General features: G+C 31.6%; 28 protein-coding genes. 15 read left to right on the top strand and 13 right to left on the bottom strand.

Annotated elements, in window-relative coordinates; genetic code table 11:
• Window positions 1-4 precede the first annotated feature (4 nt).
• The 6 genes from CN514_RS00825 to CN514_RS00815 form a co-directional block, all read right to left on the bottom strand.
• On the bottom strand, window positions 5-250 hold the full coding sequence (locus CN514_RS00825) for a DNA-entry nuclease (RefSeq protein ID WP_286141503.1): 246 nt from the start codon (window positions 248-250) through the stop codon (window positions 5-7).
• Between the two features lie 93 nt (window positions 251-343).
• Window positions 344-493 carry a hypothetical protein gene (locus CN514_RS25450; RefSeq protein ID WP_176525738.1) on the bottom strand — a complete coding sequence of 50 codons (150 nt, stop codon included), beginning with the start codon at window positions 491-493 and terminating at the stop codon, window positions 344-346.
• Window positions 494-558: 65 nt separating this feature from the next.
• A complete protein-coding gene (locus CN514_RS00820) occupies window positions 559-1,227 on the bottom strand; it encodes a Rha family transcriptional regulator (protein WP_098230953.1) in 669 nt (222 codons plus the stop codon).
• A gap of 45 nt (window positions 1,228-1,272) precedes the next feature.
• Window positions 1,273-1,401, bottom strand: coding sequence for a hypothetical protein (locus CN514_RS26310; RefSeq protein ID WP_286141502.1), 129 nt, complete (start codon window positions 1,399-1,401; stop codon window positions 1,273-1,275).
• Window positions 1,402-1,548, bottom strand: coding sequence for a hypothetical protein (locus CN514_RS25445; RefSeq protein ID WP_176525737.1), 147 nt, complete (start codon window positions 1,546-1,548; stop codon window positions 1,402-1,404).
• Between the two features lie 49 nt (window positions 1,549-1,597).
• Window positions 1,598-1,786 (bottom strand): helix-turn-helix transcriptional regulator, encoded by a 189-nt coding sequence (locus CN514_RS00815; protein WP_098230989.1) that lies wholly within the window; start codon window positions 1,784-1,786, stop codon window positions 1,598-1,600.
• Window positions 1,787-2,130: 344 nt separating this feature from the next.
• Between CN514_RS00815 and CN514_RS00810 the strand changes: the two genes are divergently transcribed.
• Window positions 2,131-2,547 carry a helix-turn-helix domain-containing protein gene (locus CN514_RS00810; RefSeq protein WP_098230952.1) on the top strand — a complete coding sequence of 139 codons (417 nt, stop codon included), beginning with the start codon at window positions 2,131-2,133 and terminating at the stop codon, window positions 2,545-2,547.
• 8 nt (window positions 2,548-2,555) lie between these two features.
• Here CN514_RS00810 and CN514_RS26305 read toward each other — a convergent pair whose 3' ends face one another.
• Window positions 2,556-2,687: a hypothetical protein gene (locus tag CN514_RS26305; protein WP_286141501.1), complete on the bottom strand. Its 132-nt coding sequence runs from the start codon at window positions 2,685-2,687 to the stop codon at window positions 2,556-2,558.
• Window positions 2,688-2,969: 282 nt separating this feature from the next.
• Here CN514_RS26305 and CN514_RS00805 point away from each other — a divergent pair, with 282 nt between their 5' ends.
• Window positions 2,970-3,302, top strand: coding sequence for a helix-turn-helix domain-containing protein (locus CN514_RS00805; RefSeq protein WP_098230951.1), 333 nt, complete (start codon window positions 2,970-2,972; stop codon window positions 3,300-3,302).
• An 81-nt stretch (window positions 3,303-3,383) separates the two neighbouring features.
• Here CN514_RS00805 and CN514_RS00800 read toward each other — a convergent pair whose 3' ends face one another.
• Entirely contained in the window at window positions 3,384-4,853 is a 1,470-nt protein-coding gene (locus CN514_RS00800) for a recombinase family protein (RefSeq protein WP_098230988.1), read from the bottom strand.
• A 174-nt stretch (window positions 4,854-5,027) separates the two neighbouring features.
• Here CN514_RS00800 and CN514_RS00795 point away from each other — a divergent pair, with 174 nt between their 5' ends.
• Entirely contained in the window at window positions 5,028-5,267 is a 240-nt protein-coding gene (locus tag CN514_RS00795) for a hypothetical protein (RefSeq protein ID WP_098230950.1), read from the top strand.
• An 82-nt stretch (window positions 5,268-5,349) separates the two neighbouring features.
• Here the strand turns inward: CN514_RS00795 and CN514_RS00790 are convergent, their stop codons facing one another.
• The 5 genes from CN514_RS00790 to CN514_RS00770 all read right to left on the bottom strand — a co-directional run bounded on the left by CN514_RS00790 (window position 5,350) and on the right by CN514_RS00770 (window position 9,432).
• Window positions 5,350-7,503 (bottom strand): ATP-binding protein, encoded by a 2,154-nt coding sequence (locus CN514_RS00790; RefSeq protein ID WP_098230949.1) that lies wholly within the window; start codon window positions 7,501-7,503, stop codon window positions 5,350-5,352.
• Between the two features lies 1 nt (window position 7,504).
• Window positions 7,505-7,927, bottom strand: a complete 423-nt coding sequence (locus CN514_RS00785; protein ID WP_098230948.1) for a hypothetical protein — start codon at window positions 7,925-7,927, stop codon at window positions 7,505-7,507.
• A gap of 10 nt (window positions 7,928-7,937) precedes the next feature.
• Window positions 7,938-8,219, bottom strand: coding sequence for a hypothetical protein (locus CN514_RS00780; RefSeq protein WP_098230947.1), 282 nt, complete (start codon window positions 8,217-8,219; stop codon window positions 7,938-7,940).
• A gap of 138 nt (window positions 8,220-8,357) precedes the next feature.
• On the bottom strand, window positions 8,358-8,606 hold the full coding sequence (locus tag CN514_RS00775) for a hypothetical protein (RefSeq protein ID WP_098230946.1): 249 nt from the start codon (window positions 8,604-8,606) through the stop codon (window positions 8,358-8,360).
• Window positions 8,599-9,432: a ParM/StbA family protein gene (locus tag CN514_RS00770; RefSeq protein ID WP_098230945.1), complete on the bottom strand. Its 834-nt coding sequence runs from the start codon at window positions 9,430-9,432 to the stop codon at window positions 8,599-8,601. Before CN514_RS00770 ends, CN514_RS00775 begins: the two co-directional genes overlap by 8 nt.
• A 186-nt stretch (window positions 9,433-9,618) precedes the next feature.
• On the opposite strand from CN514_RS00770, the gene CN514_RS00765 reads away from it, so the two are divergent.
• The 12 genes from CN514_RS00765 to CN514_RS00715 all read left to right on the top strand — a co-directional run bounded on the left by CN514_RS00765 (window position 9,619) and on the right by CN514_RS00715 (window position 15,777).
• On the top strand, window positions 9,619-9,816 hold the full coding sequence (locus CN514_RS00765) for a helix-turn-helix transcriptional regulator (protein WP_098230944.1): 198 nt from the start codon (window positions 9,619-9,621) through the stop codon (window positions 9,814-9,816).
• A gap of 233 nt (window positions 9,817-10,049) precedes the next feature.
• On the top strand, window positions 10,050-10,727 hold the full coding sequence (locus tag CN514_RS26300; protein ID WP_098230943.1) for an Rv1352/Rv1906c domain-containing protein: 678 nt from the start codon (window positions 10,050-10,052) through the stop codon (window positions 10,725-10,727).
• Between the two features lie 50 nt (window positions 10,728-10,777).
• A complete protein-coding gene (locus CN514_RS00755) occupies window positions 10,778-11,482 on the top strand; it encodes a YHYH domain-containing protein (RefSeq protein ID WP_286141500.1) in 705 nt (234 codons plus the stop codon).
• 151 nt (window positions 11,483-11,633) lie between these two features.
• Entirely contained in the window at window positions 11,634-11,915 is a 282-nt protein-coding gene (locus tag CN514_RS00750; RefSeq protein WP_098230941.1) for a hypothetical protein, read from the top strand.
• Window positions 11,916-12,177: 262 nt separating this feature from the next.
• Window positions 12,178-12,735 (top strand): hypothetical protein, encoded by a 558-nt coding sequence (locus tag CN514_RS00745; RefSeq protein WP_097976245.1) that lies wholly within the window; start codon window positions 12,178-12,180, stop codon window positions 12,733-12,735.
• Entirely contained in the window at window positions 12,735-12,983 is a 249-nt protein-coding gene (locus CN514_RS00740) for a hypothetical protein (protein WP_097976247.1), read from the top strand. The genes CN514_RS00745 and CN514_RS00740 overlap by 1 nt, the downstream gene beginning before the upstream one ends.
• A gap of 187 nt (window positions 12,984-13,170) precedes the next feature.
• Window positions 13,171-13,464 carry a hypothetical protein gene (locus CN514_RS00735; RefSeq protein WP_098230940.1) on the top strand — a complete coding sequence of 98 codons (294 nt, stop codon included), beginning with the start codon at window positions 13,171-13,173 and terminating at the stop codon, window positions 13,462-13,464.
• Window positions 13,465-13,648: 184 nt separating this feature from the next.
• Window positions 13,649-13,810 (top strand): hypothetical protein, encoded by a 162-nt coding sequence (locus CN514_RS25440; RefSeq protein ID WP_176525736.1) that lies wholly within the window; start codon window positions 13,649-13,651, stop codon window positions 13,808-13,810.
• A gap of 76 nt (window positions 13,811-13,886) precedes the next feature.
• The gene (locus tag CN514_RS00730; RefSeq protein ID WP_098230939.1) at window positions 13,887-14,120 is read left to right on the top strand and encodes a YczI family protein; all 234 of its coding nucleotides are present in this window, start codon (window positions 13,887-13,889) and stop codon (window positions 14,118-14,120) included.
• Window positions 14,121-14,304: 184 nt separating this feature from the next.
• On the top strand, window positions 14,305-14,556 hold the full coding sequence (locus CN514_RS00725) for a hypothetical protein (RefSeq protein ID WP_098230938.1): 252 nt from the start codon (window positions 14,305-14,307) through the stop codon (window positions 14,554-14,556).
• Between the two features lie 191 nt (window positions 14,557-14,747).
• Window positions 14,748-15,233, top strand: coding sequence for a hypothetical protein (locus CN514_RS00720; protein ID WP_141529274.1), 486 nt, complete (start codon window positions 14,748-14,750; stop codon window positions 15,231-15,233).
• 199 nt (window positions 15,234-15,432) lie between these two features.
• The gene (locus tag CN514_RS00715; protein ID WP_098230936.1) at window positions 15,433-15,777 is read left to right on the top strand and encodes a hypothetical protein; all 345 of its coding nucleotides are present in this window, start codon (window positions 15,433-15,435) and stop codon (window positions 15,775-15,777) included.
• Window positions 15,778-15,790: the final 13 nt, after the last annotated feature.

Here is a 15,790-nt window from a genome sequence, read left to right as displayed (position 1 = left end):
CCGTTTAGTAATAAAGATTTCTATTTTTATAGAACTCGAACAGTCCTGTTTTTCTTAAATTACTTACTTTCATTTGAATAGCTGCTTCAGTTTTTTCAAGCGCAAAAGCTACAGTCTGTAGATCGTCTGCTTCGTAGTATTTACAAAGATACTCAAGCTCATCTTCAGTGAAGTTTTTACCATGCTTCTGATGGAATTCTGGATGATATTGCATTCGATAGTTAACATCGTATACATATACCTCTTCCAATTTTCTCCCTCCTATTGCATATTCTAGGAGTCAACGCATATAATTAAAGTTCCTAGGCTTTATTAAATGGCTGACCTTTGGTTAGCTGTTTTTTTATGCATTTGTACTAAAACAAATTTCACGAATGTACTCTTCAAAACAATCATTATTATCATGAATCTTTCCGCCATTTGGATGTCTAAGTATTTCATCACCTTTATAGATGTTTTCTTTACATCCAATACATTCACCGACGTTTTCCATTGTCTTCACCCCCCTTCAAAGTTATGACAGTTTTCAATCATCAAATTTCGCGAAGGATCTAAAAGTTAAACTAAGCTAGGTCTCCAAGCATTTATGTAGTTGATCGCTTCCTCATACTCATGTTTACGAATATCTCTAAAACTGTTTACTGCAAAAGCGTTTTTCAAATCTCTACCGATAGCAGCATGAACTTTTGGAAGTGTATCTAAAATATCTTGGTTAATTGTTCCGTTATTCCATAATTGATAAACTCGCTTGTTTTTAGCGTTTTGGACCATTCTTTGTTGGCCGAAGTCTAAAGTTAACTGGTTATTTACTTTATCTTCTAAGCTTTCTAAACGCTTATCTTGCTTTATCATTTCATCTGTCATGGTATGAATCATTTGTAATGGTGTCATTTGTGGTAATTGTTGAGTAACTACCTTTTCCATTTCATGAAATTTATCTACGTAAGCTGCTGTGAATAAGATCCCTTTTTCACCAGTCATTTTGTTTGCTACCATATCGCAACCTTTTTTAGTAAGTAGGAAACACGGTTGTTTTTGATTTCTTGAATTTTGATATTCACTTGGTAAAAAGAATGTTTCACTAGGAAGATTTGCCGAGTGAAGTGTTTCTGTATATTTACGAATGGACTTCATTAAATCGCTGTGATCTCTACCAACCATTGCAGCAACTTCTACCGAACTAATAACATTTACTCCATTGTGATTAACTACTTGTAAGTTCCCCATTAATCAGTTCCTCCTGCTTGTCCATTATTTAGTTAAAAAAATTTGTTACTCGCCAATTGTCCAAAGATACTTATCAAATAATTGTTTATACCAATGTGGACCTACAGCTCTTAGAACCAACAAAGCAGCAAAACCAACTGCTACAATAAGCCACATACCATATAAAGAAAGCATTTATTTTCCCTCCTCTTCACGATCCTTTTGATTATTTAAAATCGTTTCAATTGTGACTTCATCCTGGAAGTAAGGTTCTAAAGCTTCTTGAAAGGCTTCTTGTATGTCTTTTGTGCCGAAAGTCCTCTTGATGATCCGAAGAGCCATTTTTATCACCCCTTACTAATGTTTATGCTAATGTTTTGTGTCCTAATTCTCACTCATCGTGAACTTGTTCAGAAAAAAATAACTCTTCAATTGTTACTCCAAAGTATTTTGAAAGTTTTAATTGTAAGTCTTTGCGTGGAAAACGATTTCCGTTTTCAATCATGTTGTATGTAGTCGAAGCGATGTTTAAATCATCTGCAACTTGTTGCTGCGTTCGATCACCTCTTAAAGATTTCATTACCTTATTCTTCACTTTTGTAAGTTCACCCCTCACTAAATGCGACCTTATAATCCTTATTATACTCACAATTTGTGTACAGTCAATACGTTTTTTTATTTTCTGTGAGGATTATGTATAATTTTCATAACAAAAGGTGATAATACTCACAATAACATACAACATTTGTAAGTAATTACTATTTTCCTTATATTTACCAATGTTCAAATTTCACTTTTCGTGATAATGTGATTAAAAGTTACAATTAGTGGATTGTACAAGGTAGAATGGAATAGTAAACATGTATGATTGATGTATGATTCATGTATGATTCAACAAATTAAGAATTAATAGAAGGTGATGATATGACTTTCGGAAGAAGATTAGCGAGGTTGAGAAACAGCCGAAGTTTGACTCAAACTCAATTAGCAGATATATTAAATGCTGGTAAAAGCACTATAGCGATGTATGAAAAGGATAAACGACAACCAAGTTTAGAGGTTTTAATGTCAATTGCAGATTATTTTGATGTGACTGTCGATTATTTATTAAAAGGTGATCAGATATTAGAAGCAAGTGATTTTGGTATAGAAGAAAAGAGAGAACCCACTAAATTAAATATTTTACTAACAGAGGATTCAAAAGAAGAAGACTCAAAAGAAGAAGATTTAACAGATGAGATAAAAGATTTTATTGACCGATATAATAAACTAGGTGAATTAGAACAAAAATATTTGATGGCTAAAATAGATGATATAACTAAATTCTTATTAAAAATGTAAAACCCCCATTAACCATCAATGGGGGTTTTTTCTATACTTTTAACTTCTTTAAAAAGATCTTCAATTGTTGATCGGCTGTCAATTCCACTATTTCTTAATAACGTTATAAAATTAGTTACTTTTTCATCCAACGATTGCACTTGTATATCCCCCGTTCACCGTCTGCTACAACGATTATATCATATAAAAAAGAACATTTGTTCTATTTATTGCTATTATTTTACATTTTTACGAAAATAAATACTTTACTTTTATCATATATTTAACATTTTTAATGTTACTTTAATTTGACGTATAAATCAACGACAAAAGGTGTGCAAAATTTCGTCAAATGTGTGATACTTCCGTTTATTAACATATATAATCAACTAGTGCTATCTTCACTCGAATAAAATATCTAAAAGAAGAGGATACTTATTATTATGAAAGAAATGCAATTAAGTAAAATGATTGGAAACCGTTTAAAAGAATTAAGACTCAATCACAAATACACCCAACAAGAAGTAGCTGATAATATAGGAATATCCCGTAGTACTTACGCTGGATACGAAGGAAAAAATATACCAGATGTAACCTCTTTGATAAAACTCGCAGGATTATATTCTGTTTCAACAGATTCCATATTATTTAATTTGAGTATTAATTTTGACATGCCTATCGAATTTAAAGAAATCTTATCCGAATTAACAAATGAAAATAGGGAAAAGTTTTGGATTCATTTATTAGAATACGCTAAATACTTATCAAAAAAATGAACAGCCTTATAATAACACCTGTTTGCAATGGTTATATATTTCAAATGCAATGTAAACCTATTGCAAACAAAAAGAGCACTCTTATGTAGTAAAAGAGTACTCAATTTCAATATCGCCATTATGATGAACGATAATTTTATTAATTAGCCTGTGGAACGCTTGATAAAGATCGTCACCTTTTTTATTCAATTCTTCAAATGCTTCTTTAGTTTTTGCTATTTGTTGATTAGTGAATTTAATTTCAGATAATTTATTAACTTGAGTTTGCAGCTCAATCTTCTTGGATTCAAATTCTTTATTTCTAATTATGAAACGTTCCTTTGAAATTCCTTTATCAAAATAAAGATCCTCTAAATCCTTTATTCTTCCTTCTATTGAATTTAACTGTCTTGTTAAATTATCTAATTGTTTCTTATTCTTTTCCTCTAAATTATTTCCTAATTTTAAATCAATGTTTTTTCCTATATCCAATAGATCATTCAAAATAGAATCTCTAAATTCCTCATATCGAATTGGAGTATGATTATCACAAAGATGTTTGCCCCCTCTTCGGTAGGCGCTGCACTTCATGTATCTCCATTCAGTTTTCGTACCGTCTTTTTTCTTCCTCCAGGAAATCATAGTAACCATATTACATCCACATTTTCCACAAACTGCAAGGCCGCCACGAAACTCATTAACTAATGACCACTTTTTACGCTCAACTATTTCATTTCCGTTTGCAGCATTCCAAACTTCTTCAGTTACAATTGGATGATGTTGATTTTCATATACTTGCCATTTTTCTTGAGGATTTTCAATTTGTTTCTTCCGGCCGCCAAATTTAACTTTTTGATAACGATTCATCACAACTGTTCCTTTGTATGTAGGATTCTTTAGAATCGTTCTTACACTTCCGTATTGCCATTTAGTCCCGTTACGAGTTAATATACCTTCTTCATTTAATTTATTAGAAATGTTTTTTAGACCAATTCCATTAGTGTACCAATCATACATTTTAGCTACAATCGGAGCTTCCACTTCATTTAGAACTAATTTCTTTTCTTCATTAACTTTATATCCATAAGGCGCTTTCGCTCCCCTGTGTTCACCTCTTCGAACTTTAGCAGCTAAAGCAGATGAAATAGATACAGATAATGTTTTAGGATATTGAGCTGCAAACATAGCGTACATTTCAAACTTCATATCCGATTTACCTTCATATAGTGAATCATACATTTCTTCTATTGTTACTAATCGTACACCATGAGCTATAAATACTTCTTTGATTTCTAAAGCATCTTTTAGATCCCTGGCTAAACGATGGATAGATTTGAAAACAACAAGATCAATTAGTTTTTTTTTCGCTTTCTCTAATAAAACTTGCATAGCTTCACGCTCTAAGAAAGCTGTACCTGTTATTGCATCATCAAAATGTATTGAATCATCATTCCATTCAAAACCATTCTTCTCAAGCCAGTTTCTACATATATCAATTTGGTTTTCTACAGATGAAACTTGTTCATCCTTATCTGTAGAAATACGAACATAAACTCCATAATTACTAGACATCATATTTCCCCTCCACTATGATATTATACTAGCAGTTTTGGAAAATAGTAATTTACTTTTTATGGAATGGTTCTGTTTAAGTAGTTTGTTGATTTGCTATATTAAGCATACAAATAGACAACCAGCATCTTCCATCTTATAATTTAATTATCAGAAAATTTCAGGGGGTATATTATGCCATTAGATATAACTGGAAATATTGAAAATAATTATTATAATGCACATGATGAATTGGTTGAAATTACTCATGTAGAAGTTACATATTACACTCCAAAAGATGACTATAAGCATTTTCAGATTTTACCAATTGAGAAAGCAAACGAGTTTGCAAATAAAAAGGGAATAAATGGAGCATATGTTTCTACCTTGTATTTAAAAGAAGAAGCAATAAATAATGGTTGGATCAAAGAGTAAAGTGTAAAGGCTGACAAAATAGACATTCTTTTTTAGTTCAAAAATCAGCATTTTATTTTAATAGCTTATAAAAAAAAGGCTCTCATTGAGGGCCTTTCAGTCTTTTTATAGGTGGTAAAGCCATTTGTGCAACAAATGGAACTGTTGTTTGTCCTCCTGTTCTTAATATATTAATAGCATGGTATCTTTTTAATTTCATACATTGCTCTAAATCAAATGGCTGCAATTCCTCTTTAAATGCTTTCCATGTTTCTTTTGATGTTGGATATAAATGATAATGAGGTAAAGCGTTTTTAATGGCTAATCTTGCTTGAGTCGGTATTTGCTCCCAATAGTGGAATAACCATGTAAAACTAACTCTCCATTTTCTCGACTCCACCGCCATATTTTCCCACAGTTTAGCACCTCGATTAAATTGATGTGGTTCATCGATTACTACAAAAAACGGAAATTGATTTTCTTCTTTTCTCATCTGCATAGCTAAATTAATCTTAGTCATTAATAAGTTACCAATAACATTAATTTGTTTAGGTGTTAATCCATCCATTTTACTTACATCAATCACAAAAGCTTTTTTCTGACTTAATATCTTCACAAAATCCAGTTCATTTTCACCTTGGAAACATTCATTTAGAAATGGATCGCCCATGATCATATCCAAACGATTGTAAATTGGTCTAACTATTTTCATCCTCATTCCATCTTTTTCATTTTCATATTGTTCTAGTGTAATTTTATGAAGTCCTTCTGGCATTCTTTTAATTGCATCTTTTAAATACTTTTTATCTTCCATAATCTTAAACAGTTCGCTCATCTTAGTTGTTTTCATCGCAATAACAAAAGCTCTTAAATAGCGCTCAGTTTGGACTGTATCCTCCAAAGAATCCTCAAAGAAGGATAATACTGTATCTTGAATAATCGTTTTACTGTCCTCGCTGTATTTAGCTTCACACCAATCAAACGAAGGTTTTAACTCTTTGATATTAATAATTTCATATTCTTCTGGCTTTAAAACCTTTTTAATTTGCTCTGATACTTGTTTTTTCGCTGGATCGATGAAAACACCACCAAAACCATTTCTTACAGCTTCTACTAACCTATTAGCTCCATAGCCATCTGTTTTTCCTTGCCCCATTCCTCCAATCGTACAATAAGGCAGACAAACTTCGTCCCAATTATCTACAGGAATGTAAATGTTAGTTTCTACTCCTTTATAGGTATTTGAACCTAATAACATCCCTCCTTTTGTTACTGCTGCAGGAATAACCGTTTCTGACATAGTGATCCTTTCAAGGCTATACTTCTCCTGTAGTGTTGAACCTGGAAGATACAATAATCTAGAAACCTCTAAACTACTCATATAGTTTGATTGCAGCAAACCTATTTTTCTCTTTTTCATTGATTCAAAGTATTTAATGTTTCTCTTAATTGGTAGTAATTTATTATCACCATCAAATACATTGAAGGCTGTTTCTATAGCCCTCATTAAAATATCCTTACGTTTTTCTTCGCACTCAATACAAATGTTTATCCTTACGTTATATCCTCCATATTTGGCTTTCTGAAGTGTTTCAGTGCGAAGTGTTCCGTCTGTTAACATATTTGCTCTTTCAGATGCGAACAGATCATATTTATCTGGTGTAAATCCCATTAGTTCAACCATAGTACTGTGAGCACCTAAAATAACTCCAGCTATGCCTTTAACAGCTAAATTACCCACTTCCTTCTTATTAAAATGGAACTTATGAGGCAACTCACCTTTTTTAAATCCTTCGTATCCTTCTTTGACACCCACACCCCAATCTAAATGGAGTGGAACGCACAAGATTTGCACCAAGCACTTTTCATTCTTTTTCATTAGGCCAATCGTTTCTAATAGGTAAACTAACCAATCTGTCCTCCTATCTACTTTTATCGATAAGAAATAATGATTTTTATAATCCATACTTTTCATGGCTATCGGTTTAATTTTATTTAGTGGATCGTCTATAGGTTTTACTGTGATATTTGGAAATGAGGAAAGCAGAGACTTTTCAGCAAGTTCTGCCATTCCATCATTAGTGGTTAGATTGAATGTAGATTTGTTTTTCTCCATGTAGATTTCGTATGAGAAGAAATTTTGCTCTTTATCTTTGTAGCGCTGGTATGGTGTTTTGTATTGGTTTAAAGCCTGGGTAAGATGTTCCACTTTATCATTTGTTAATTTACTATCTGGGATGAGTTGAAAGTGTTTCATACTAAGCCCCCTTAATCGCTTTACCTACTTCCACCAGGATTGACATTATACCAGGTGCAAATTGTAATCCGATAAAACCAATTGCAGACCATTTAATCATGGTTAATCCTTTATGTTTTTGACCAATCATAATTAAGATACAACCAGCAGAAATTGTAAAGAAACATGCTGGATAAGCGAATCCTGCAATTGCTTGAAACAGTGGATCAAAAGCATGTGCAACTCTATCTTGAATACCAGCAGTAGCAGGAATGACATCTTTAATTACAATGTTGTCAGATGCAGCAGACACTATTTTACTTGAAAAAGCAACCGTTGAAGCAACTATAGGAGCAACGATCATTGGGATAGTGCTTTTAGTTTCTTTAGGTAATTTCCAAGAACCGTCCATAAAATCACTAAACTTGATAACTTCAGTTTTCATATTAACCCTCCTAAAGTAATGAAAGTAAGATATAAGATAACGATCCCACACCAATGCACTTAATAGCTGTTTTAGGCATTCCGAAGCAAATCAAGATAAAACCTATCCCAACAATGATAAAGCTGAATTTCATTCCTAATAACACAAAAGGCGCTGCTTTTACCATTGCATACCCTGTTGCATTTTCCGAAGCCTGGCGCAGAATGTGATCGCCTAAGAAATTACCTGTTTTATCTGCTACCCAAAATATACCGTCATGTATTCCTTTTTGAAGCTTACTAATAATTCCCATGTGTTTTTAGCTCCCTTCAGTAAATAATAAAGTTAAAGGAGTGATAACTGTGGCTATATTAACTAAGTTAGGATTGGGAATGGTTATTGGAGGCTCTGCTATGGCGGTTTTAAAAGCGATAGGAGATTTTTTAGGATATTAAATAAATTTAGATGCGCTAGGACCTTTCTTTACAGGTAACTCAACCTGTTTAGGAAGGTCTATTTCTTTTTGCTCAATTTGTGCAGTTACAACATTTACTTTTGAGTTAATTACTCCATTCATTTCTTTTTCGATTAATCTTTTGATTACTTTAGAAAACATACCTCTTTTTTCAATGTAATTTAATAACTTCTTATCGAATTCATCATCAGTGTTAAAAGAGACACCCTTCATAACCCTAGCCATTGTTATATATCTCTTTTGCTAAATTGAAGAAACCTATAGCGTTTGCGTACTTGGGATGTACTAAAGTATACTCATTATTTCTTTTATGAACTGGCTGCCCTATTTTCGTATTGGGGTATGACTGCTTTATGACTGGATAGATTTTATTAGCTGCACCACCTACTAACAGAACGTAATCGTCTTCATGAAAATGTTTTGTAGACTCTGAAACAATTCCTCTAGCTAATGCTGTCAAATCGTTCGCTCTAGTTGAATTTGCGCCAAATGTTAAAGTGAAACTCTGCTTATCGTTTTGTTCCCAATCAATAATAGAAGCTACATTAACCGTACCAGAGCCACAATCAATAATTCTAAAACTGGAGCTTTCAACAAACCACCCAAAGAAACTTGAGGCCCCTTCTACAGCTACTGCTACATCATCAATGTAAAATTCTTTTTCTACTCCATTTAAAACTACTCTGTATTGTCCTATCAGCATCCTTTTTAATTTTTCTTTTTCTGTTGGCAAGTGCATTTCGATTGGCTGACCTACAACTACTGTATTATGTTTATCATCACTGTAACGATGGATCGCTGTAAGGATTCTTAATTTTACATCTGCATTTACTTTAGTTGCTCCCATTGATCTACGAGGAAAGTTTGATTCTTTCTCAGCTAATTCTCCTACCCAATATGTTTCATTGTCATAGTGTAAAACCATTTCATCCTCGTATGCTGTTACGATTCTTCGCTCTCTAGCATCACCTATACAACTGTTAAAAGAAAATACTCCTTTTTCTGTTGCCACTTTCACCTCATTATTTCCTGCATCAATTCCAAGCAACATCAGAAACACCTCCAAATGATTAGCAAATGCTCATCAAATGATTATCTGTTTAGCAATTGATTATCAAATGATTAGCAATTGTTTAATAAAGGATATTTCCAAAGTGTTCAAAACTTGCAAGTACCATTTAAAAAAATTTGAAGGGATTCAAAAAGATTTGAAAAATATGTAATTAGAGGTGAATTTATGAAGAATAGACTAAAAGTAATATTTGCAGAAAGGAAAATTAAACAAACAGAGTTTTCTGAGCTGGTAGGAATAAATAATAGTACTTTAAGTTTAATAGTTGCCAAAGAAGATCACTCCCCCACTCTTAAGGTTGCGATGAAAATAGCAAAAGCACTAGATTTAAAAGTAGAAGATATATGGAGCTTAGACGAATAAAAGGACCTACTGCTAAGTAGGTCCTCTTTTCTTTTATTGGACATGCCTTGAAACATCTCCGTATGTTTCAATGTATTCCTATATAGGTGAAAAATTGCCAGTACAATTTAGATTTCGAAAACTTAGTCCACCTTGTTTTGGTAGATTTTACTACTTTTAGAGGTAATTTTGTACTTTATAAAGAATATAGTTTAACTAGTATTAAAACTAGATTAGGAAATGGGGACTGGAATATGAAAGAGAAAATAAAAAAACCTTTTTATAAAAAATGGTGGGTTTGGTTGATCGCAGTAATATTATTTATAGGATTTGTTAATTCGTTTAACGATACAGATACTGCTTCAACAAAACCGAAAGAGGAAGTAAAGAAAGAAACAGTTAAAAAAGAGCAACCTAAGAAAGAAACACCTAAAGCAGCTGCACCAAAGAAAGTTAAGAAAGTTGATAACTCAATCAAATCTGGAATGTATAAAGTAGGAAACGACATCCAACCAGGAGAATATGTTCTTATTTCAAATGGAACTGGATATTTCCAAGTTTCTAAAGATAGCTCTGGTACTTTAGAAAGTATCGTATCGAATGATAACTTTACTACAGATGCAATCGTAAGTGTAAAAGCTGGCCAGTATTTCGAGTTTAAAGATGCCAAAGCTTACCCAATAGCTAAAGCTCCTAAATTAGAGCCTAAGAATGGTAAATTAGGTGAAGGTACTTATAAAGTAGGTTTACACATCCAGCCAGGAGAATATAAAGTAGTGGCAGATGGTATGGCTTATGTAGAAGTATCAAAATCAAGTTATCATGGTTTAGAGGATATTGTAACTAATGATAATTTTGAAGGTGAAAAATACATTACTGTTAAAGCTGGTCAATACATTAAAGTATCAAGTGCTTATATCGTTATTAAATAAAAAATACTCTCCCTCCTGTTTGGAGGGAATTTTTTTAGGGGGTTCTGAAATTGTATAGATTGCTTATTCTATTATTTTTTATATTAATTATACCTAATGTTGTATATGCATCTCCAGGTGGATTAGATGCAAATGGAGGCCATCATTGTTGGACAAATTGCGAAAAATATGGGCTTAAATATGGAGAATACCACTACCATAATGGAAATAGCAACAGCAATAATAATTCTAAAGATGATTATAACAAAGGATATGATGCAGGTTATAATTTTGCATTTAAACATGCTTCAAATTGTGAGGAAGATTTTACAGGTTACTATGAAGGTAGTAAATCATACGAAAATGGATATAATGATGGGTTTGATCAAGGGGAAATTGATGGAGATGCAAAATGTTTGGCAACAATGCAAACCCAAGAAGAACCCGATATATCAGAGGAACCTGAAGAACAGATTAAACCGAAAGTGAGAACATTACAAGATATAAACAGCATGGGGTTTCGCGATGCTCGAGAGAATAACGGAAACTATTCTAGTCATTTTTCTGGTAAAGAGAAGGAAGCGTATTTAGAAGGCTATAATGACGGCTTGCCAAAGAAAGATGTAGTAAATAAAAAAGATTCAAAAGAAACACATAATCAAAAACCTTCAAAAATAGATTTATTTCCTTATATCTACTTATCTATGGTATTTTTAATTCCAGCACTGATACTTTTTCTAGTGTGGTATTTTGGTAATAAAAAGTCCTCCAATTAAGAGCTTATATGATTGAGGATGTTGACTAGTAACACTAAATATGTTCCAAATTAGATAAAATATCTGTTGATTATTATTAAGTTATCCCAAACTATACTTATGTGCTTTTTGTGTTATATTAATTTTAATTTAACTTATTTAGGTGATTTATATGTTCCCACTAAAAAACTACTACGAATCGTTCATCAAGAAAGAAATAGTTGGCATGAAGAAAGACGATGCATTAAAGAAACTTGGAAATATGCTCGCATGTCCTGTGATCACTAAGGATACTAAGGAATCTGTGCATGTTAGATTTTTTTCTTGTAAGTTGGAAGGTACAGAGACGAAGCCGAATATAGATAGATGGTTAGGTACAATTGCTTTGAGGATTGAAAATGGAGTTGTAAAGGAATCAGCTATCAGTGTTCCAGAAGATAAAAAGAAGCCTTAATTACAAGGAGTTCTTAGGGCTTAATGAAGAAAATGCTTATTTTTTAATAAGCATTTTTTTGTTTTTATTGATTTTCTTGTTCCACTAAATGGCAGTTTAGTTGCATAAGGAAATTCTAAAATTCAATGAAAAAAGGCATATTCCCCCAAATTACAGAAGTCAATATGAACTGTATAATTAACTAAGGTTATATTGTGAAATGAGGGGGATTTCTTAATATTACGATTTAATTTAAAGAAGGATTATTACAGGAGTGTTTTAAATGAAAATAGTTAAAGGAATCATATTTTATTCTTTACCATTTATTCTAACTGTTATTGCAGCTTTTCAATACGACATATTAAAGACATTGGATCTGTTTAATGGTTATTTGCTTGTAGCCATTTTTACATTTGGCATTCCTATTCTCTTATTTTGCTCGCCTTATGCTTTGTATTTTTTCATCCTTTTAAAATTGAATAAAATCTCTAAAAAGGGAGCTAAGATTGCCTTTGTTTTGACGTTGGTGGGATTCATTGGGGTTATTGTTGGCGTGGAGATATTATATAAACCTATTGAGAAACAGATGTATTTTAACGAACAAACAACAAAAGAATTAGGGAACCGTTCTTTGAAACAATTTAAAAAGGACACTGGACTTGATGGAGAAATTGAAGAATGTGAGACAACAAGTGGAAAAGGTGAATGGAGTGAAGAGAATATGACAGGTATTGAAGAACGGAGATATACTTTTGTTGTCATACCAAAAGATTCTTCAAAACAGGTTACAAGAAAAGCATATATCTTTACTTATAAACATGGCGATTGGAAGGGCGTCTAATGAAAAAACTTGCTATTTTGATTTTAATTATTTTAATTGGAATTGCATTGTTAAGTTACATCACATATAGCTGGAATGATTTATCAGATAGTAGTATAGCGATTTCTCAAATACTAGCTATGAGTATGTTAATTTTAAGTGGAATTTATAATTTACTAGATGATTATAGAATAATGAAATACTTAGGAGTACTGCAAATAGCACTTGCAATTTTTATGGGGTATATTGTCTATACAAAATTAACTTAATTGAACTAACGCATGTATGATTGAATACCAGCTGCCAATTCAGGTGGCTTTTTTATTGGACTAAATGGCAGCTGAGTTGAATAAGGATTATCTAAAATTCTATGTAAAAATGGCAAAAATCCCCCAAATTACAAAAAACGATATGTTAAGTATAATTAGCTTATAATATTTTTTAGGGGATTCCAATATGAATTTTTTAATATTTTCATTGGTTTTACTATTTTCAATAGGTATGTTATTTGCAGCTGGAAATACATTATTTGATGGTATTAAAAAATTTGAACGTGGAGAGTTTTCAGGCTGGGATACAGATCCATTTTTTGAATTTTTTATAGCAGGTTTATTATTGATTTCAGAAAAATGGTTACCGAAACGATATCATATAGTTTTATTTAAAATTATTACACTTTTATTTGGAGTACTTTTATTAGTTGTAGCAGTTTTTTTACTATGGTACTTTTATGACCAATTGTTCAACTAACCCATGCGTATGTTGAACAACACGATCGGCTGAAAGGTCGATTTTTTTTTATTGAGCTAAATGGCAGTTTAGTTGCATAAGGATGAAGTGAAATTCTATGTAAAAAAGGTTAAATTCCCCCAAATTATCTAATTCGTATGAAGTGTATAATTAATTAAGGAATTATAAAAATGGAGGAATTGTAGTGCGTTGGGTAATTAATATTTTATTTGGTTTGTTACTGTGTGGTTATTTTATATTAGATAAGAAAGGTGTCCGACAAAATAAAAAGCTAACCAGAGTCATTTGGATATTAATAGCACTTATTTCAATCGCCCTATTGGTGATTAATCATCTAGATTACTAAAACAAATTATATATTGAACTAACGCAATGCGAGAGTTGGAATTTATTACTGAGTAAATAGTGAGGAGGAACTTCGAATGTTAAGAATTTTAAGATTAACATTTGCATCGGTTGTCGGAATTTTGTCTATATATGGCTTAATAACTCATAAATCAGGATTAATCCCTTATATGCAATTTTTCTTAGGAGCAATGTTCTTGTTGGCAAGTATAACTGAATTTCAACAAAAACAAAAAAAATCTGGTTATATTTATTTCATAGTTTCTTTGTTTGCGTTCATTGCTTCAATACAAGGATTCTTATATAACTAACGCATGCTTATGTTGAATAGTTCATGAGTCGCAAATACAGCTTTCTTTATTTAAGGTTTATATGAAATTCTATGTAAAAAGGCACTATTACCCCAAATTATAGTAGTAGATTGTAAGCGTATAATTAACATATAACTTTTTTGAAAGAATGTAAGGCATGAATTGGGTTCAAGGAGAGAGGATATTGAAGATTAAAAAAGGAAATGAAGGAAAAGTCTTCTTCGTTGTTTCATTTGTTCTTTTTGTATCGATATTACTTATATTTATAAATTCAAATAATTCTATTTTATATCCAAAATGGGTATTATTTGTACTTCTTTTTTCTACTATTATCAATGTAATTCAGTCAATGAAAAATAAAAGGAAATATTATATGTATGGCTCTATTATGTTAAGCATTTGCTGTGTATTAGCATTAGTTAAGTCATTTTATTGAACTAACGCAGTGCATTAGTTGAACAACACGATCGACTGTTTAGTCGATTTTTTTATTGAGCTAAAGGGCAGATTAGTTACATAAGGAATAATGAATATTTTCACTAAGGTGTATCATTTCAGGTCTAATTAATTGGTATAATTATAGAGAATTTATTTTATTTAAAGTACAGTCTGATATAGGAGCTCAATATGACCAAAATGAATTTACCGTATGGAGTAACAGGGGGATATTACATGCCTGGAGAGGATCCAGTTCCACCCTCAATTGATAAATCAAAATTTTATGCTAAATGTAAAGAAGTCGCTTCATTAAAACATATAAAGTATGAGATATTAAGTGACTTAGAAACAGATTATAAAAATTATTATGCAGTAAAGTTTTTCTTTCTACCAAAACCTGTTTATGCAGTAATAAATAGAGCACATCCATTTGTTGCATTTAGTCTTGCTGATGAATTCGGTGAATTTGGAAACTCATTTCCATTGGATTTTATCGACTTTGAAGAACTGGCAATAGAGTTTACTGGTTATACAGTTATGAAAGTAAGTGACCTAATCAAACAATTTTCTCTTGAAGATCATGAGGAATTAAGAAATATACACACAATTAAAAAACAGGTTGAATACTGGAACCCAATAACAATTGGGGATGTAATGTTTAATTTTTGGGATTAATGTTGTTTCTTTAAATTTTGTATAAATCAATTTAAAAAAAGCTTTTTCTTATGTAACTATCGCATGCGATACTTCAATAGAAGATCGCTTTTTCTTATTCAACATAATGGCAGTTTAGTTCAATAAGGAAATGATATACTTATTAATATGAATTTCTATGTTAATTCAAATAGTTTTAATTTTTGGGATGGTGTACAAAATGGTAGGTATTGATTTTACCTTAGCTAAAGGCAAAAGAAGAAGAGACTGGTTAGATATAGATAGAAATGTGAAGTTTTCTGAAAATATTCACTTTCATCTTCGTGGTAAGGAAAGGAATAATGCAAGCTTACGTTTATTACTTGATTTAGATCAATACAGTGATAAGCTATTTTCAGAAAAAGAAATAAAAGAATTACTCAGTATTTCTGATTATTTGTTAAGTAATTACCAAGCAGAATATGACAGAATGGAAAAAGAAATAAGGAAATTTGCAAGTGAGTTAAAAGAGCTTTGTTTAGAAGCAATCGAACAAAATTTATTCATCATCGCACTTGGTGATTAAGTATAGAAACCAT

The organism is Bacillus sp. AFS001701 (assembly GCF_002559405.1).
GTDB lineage: Bacteria > Bacillota > Bacilli > Bacillales > Bacillaceae_G > Gottfriedia.
The sequence above is the reverse complement of the archived record's forward strand: the minus strand, read 5'-3'. Positions and strand labels throughout refer to the sequence as shown.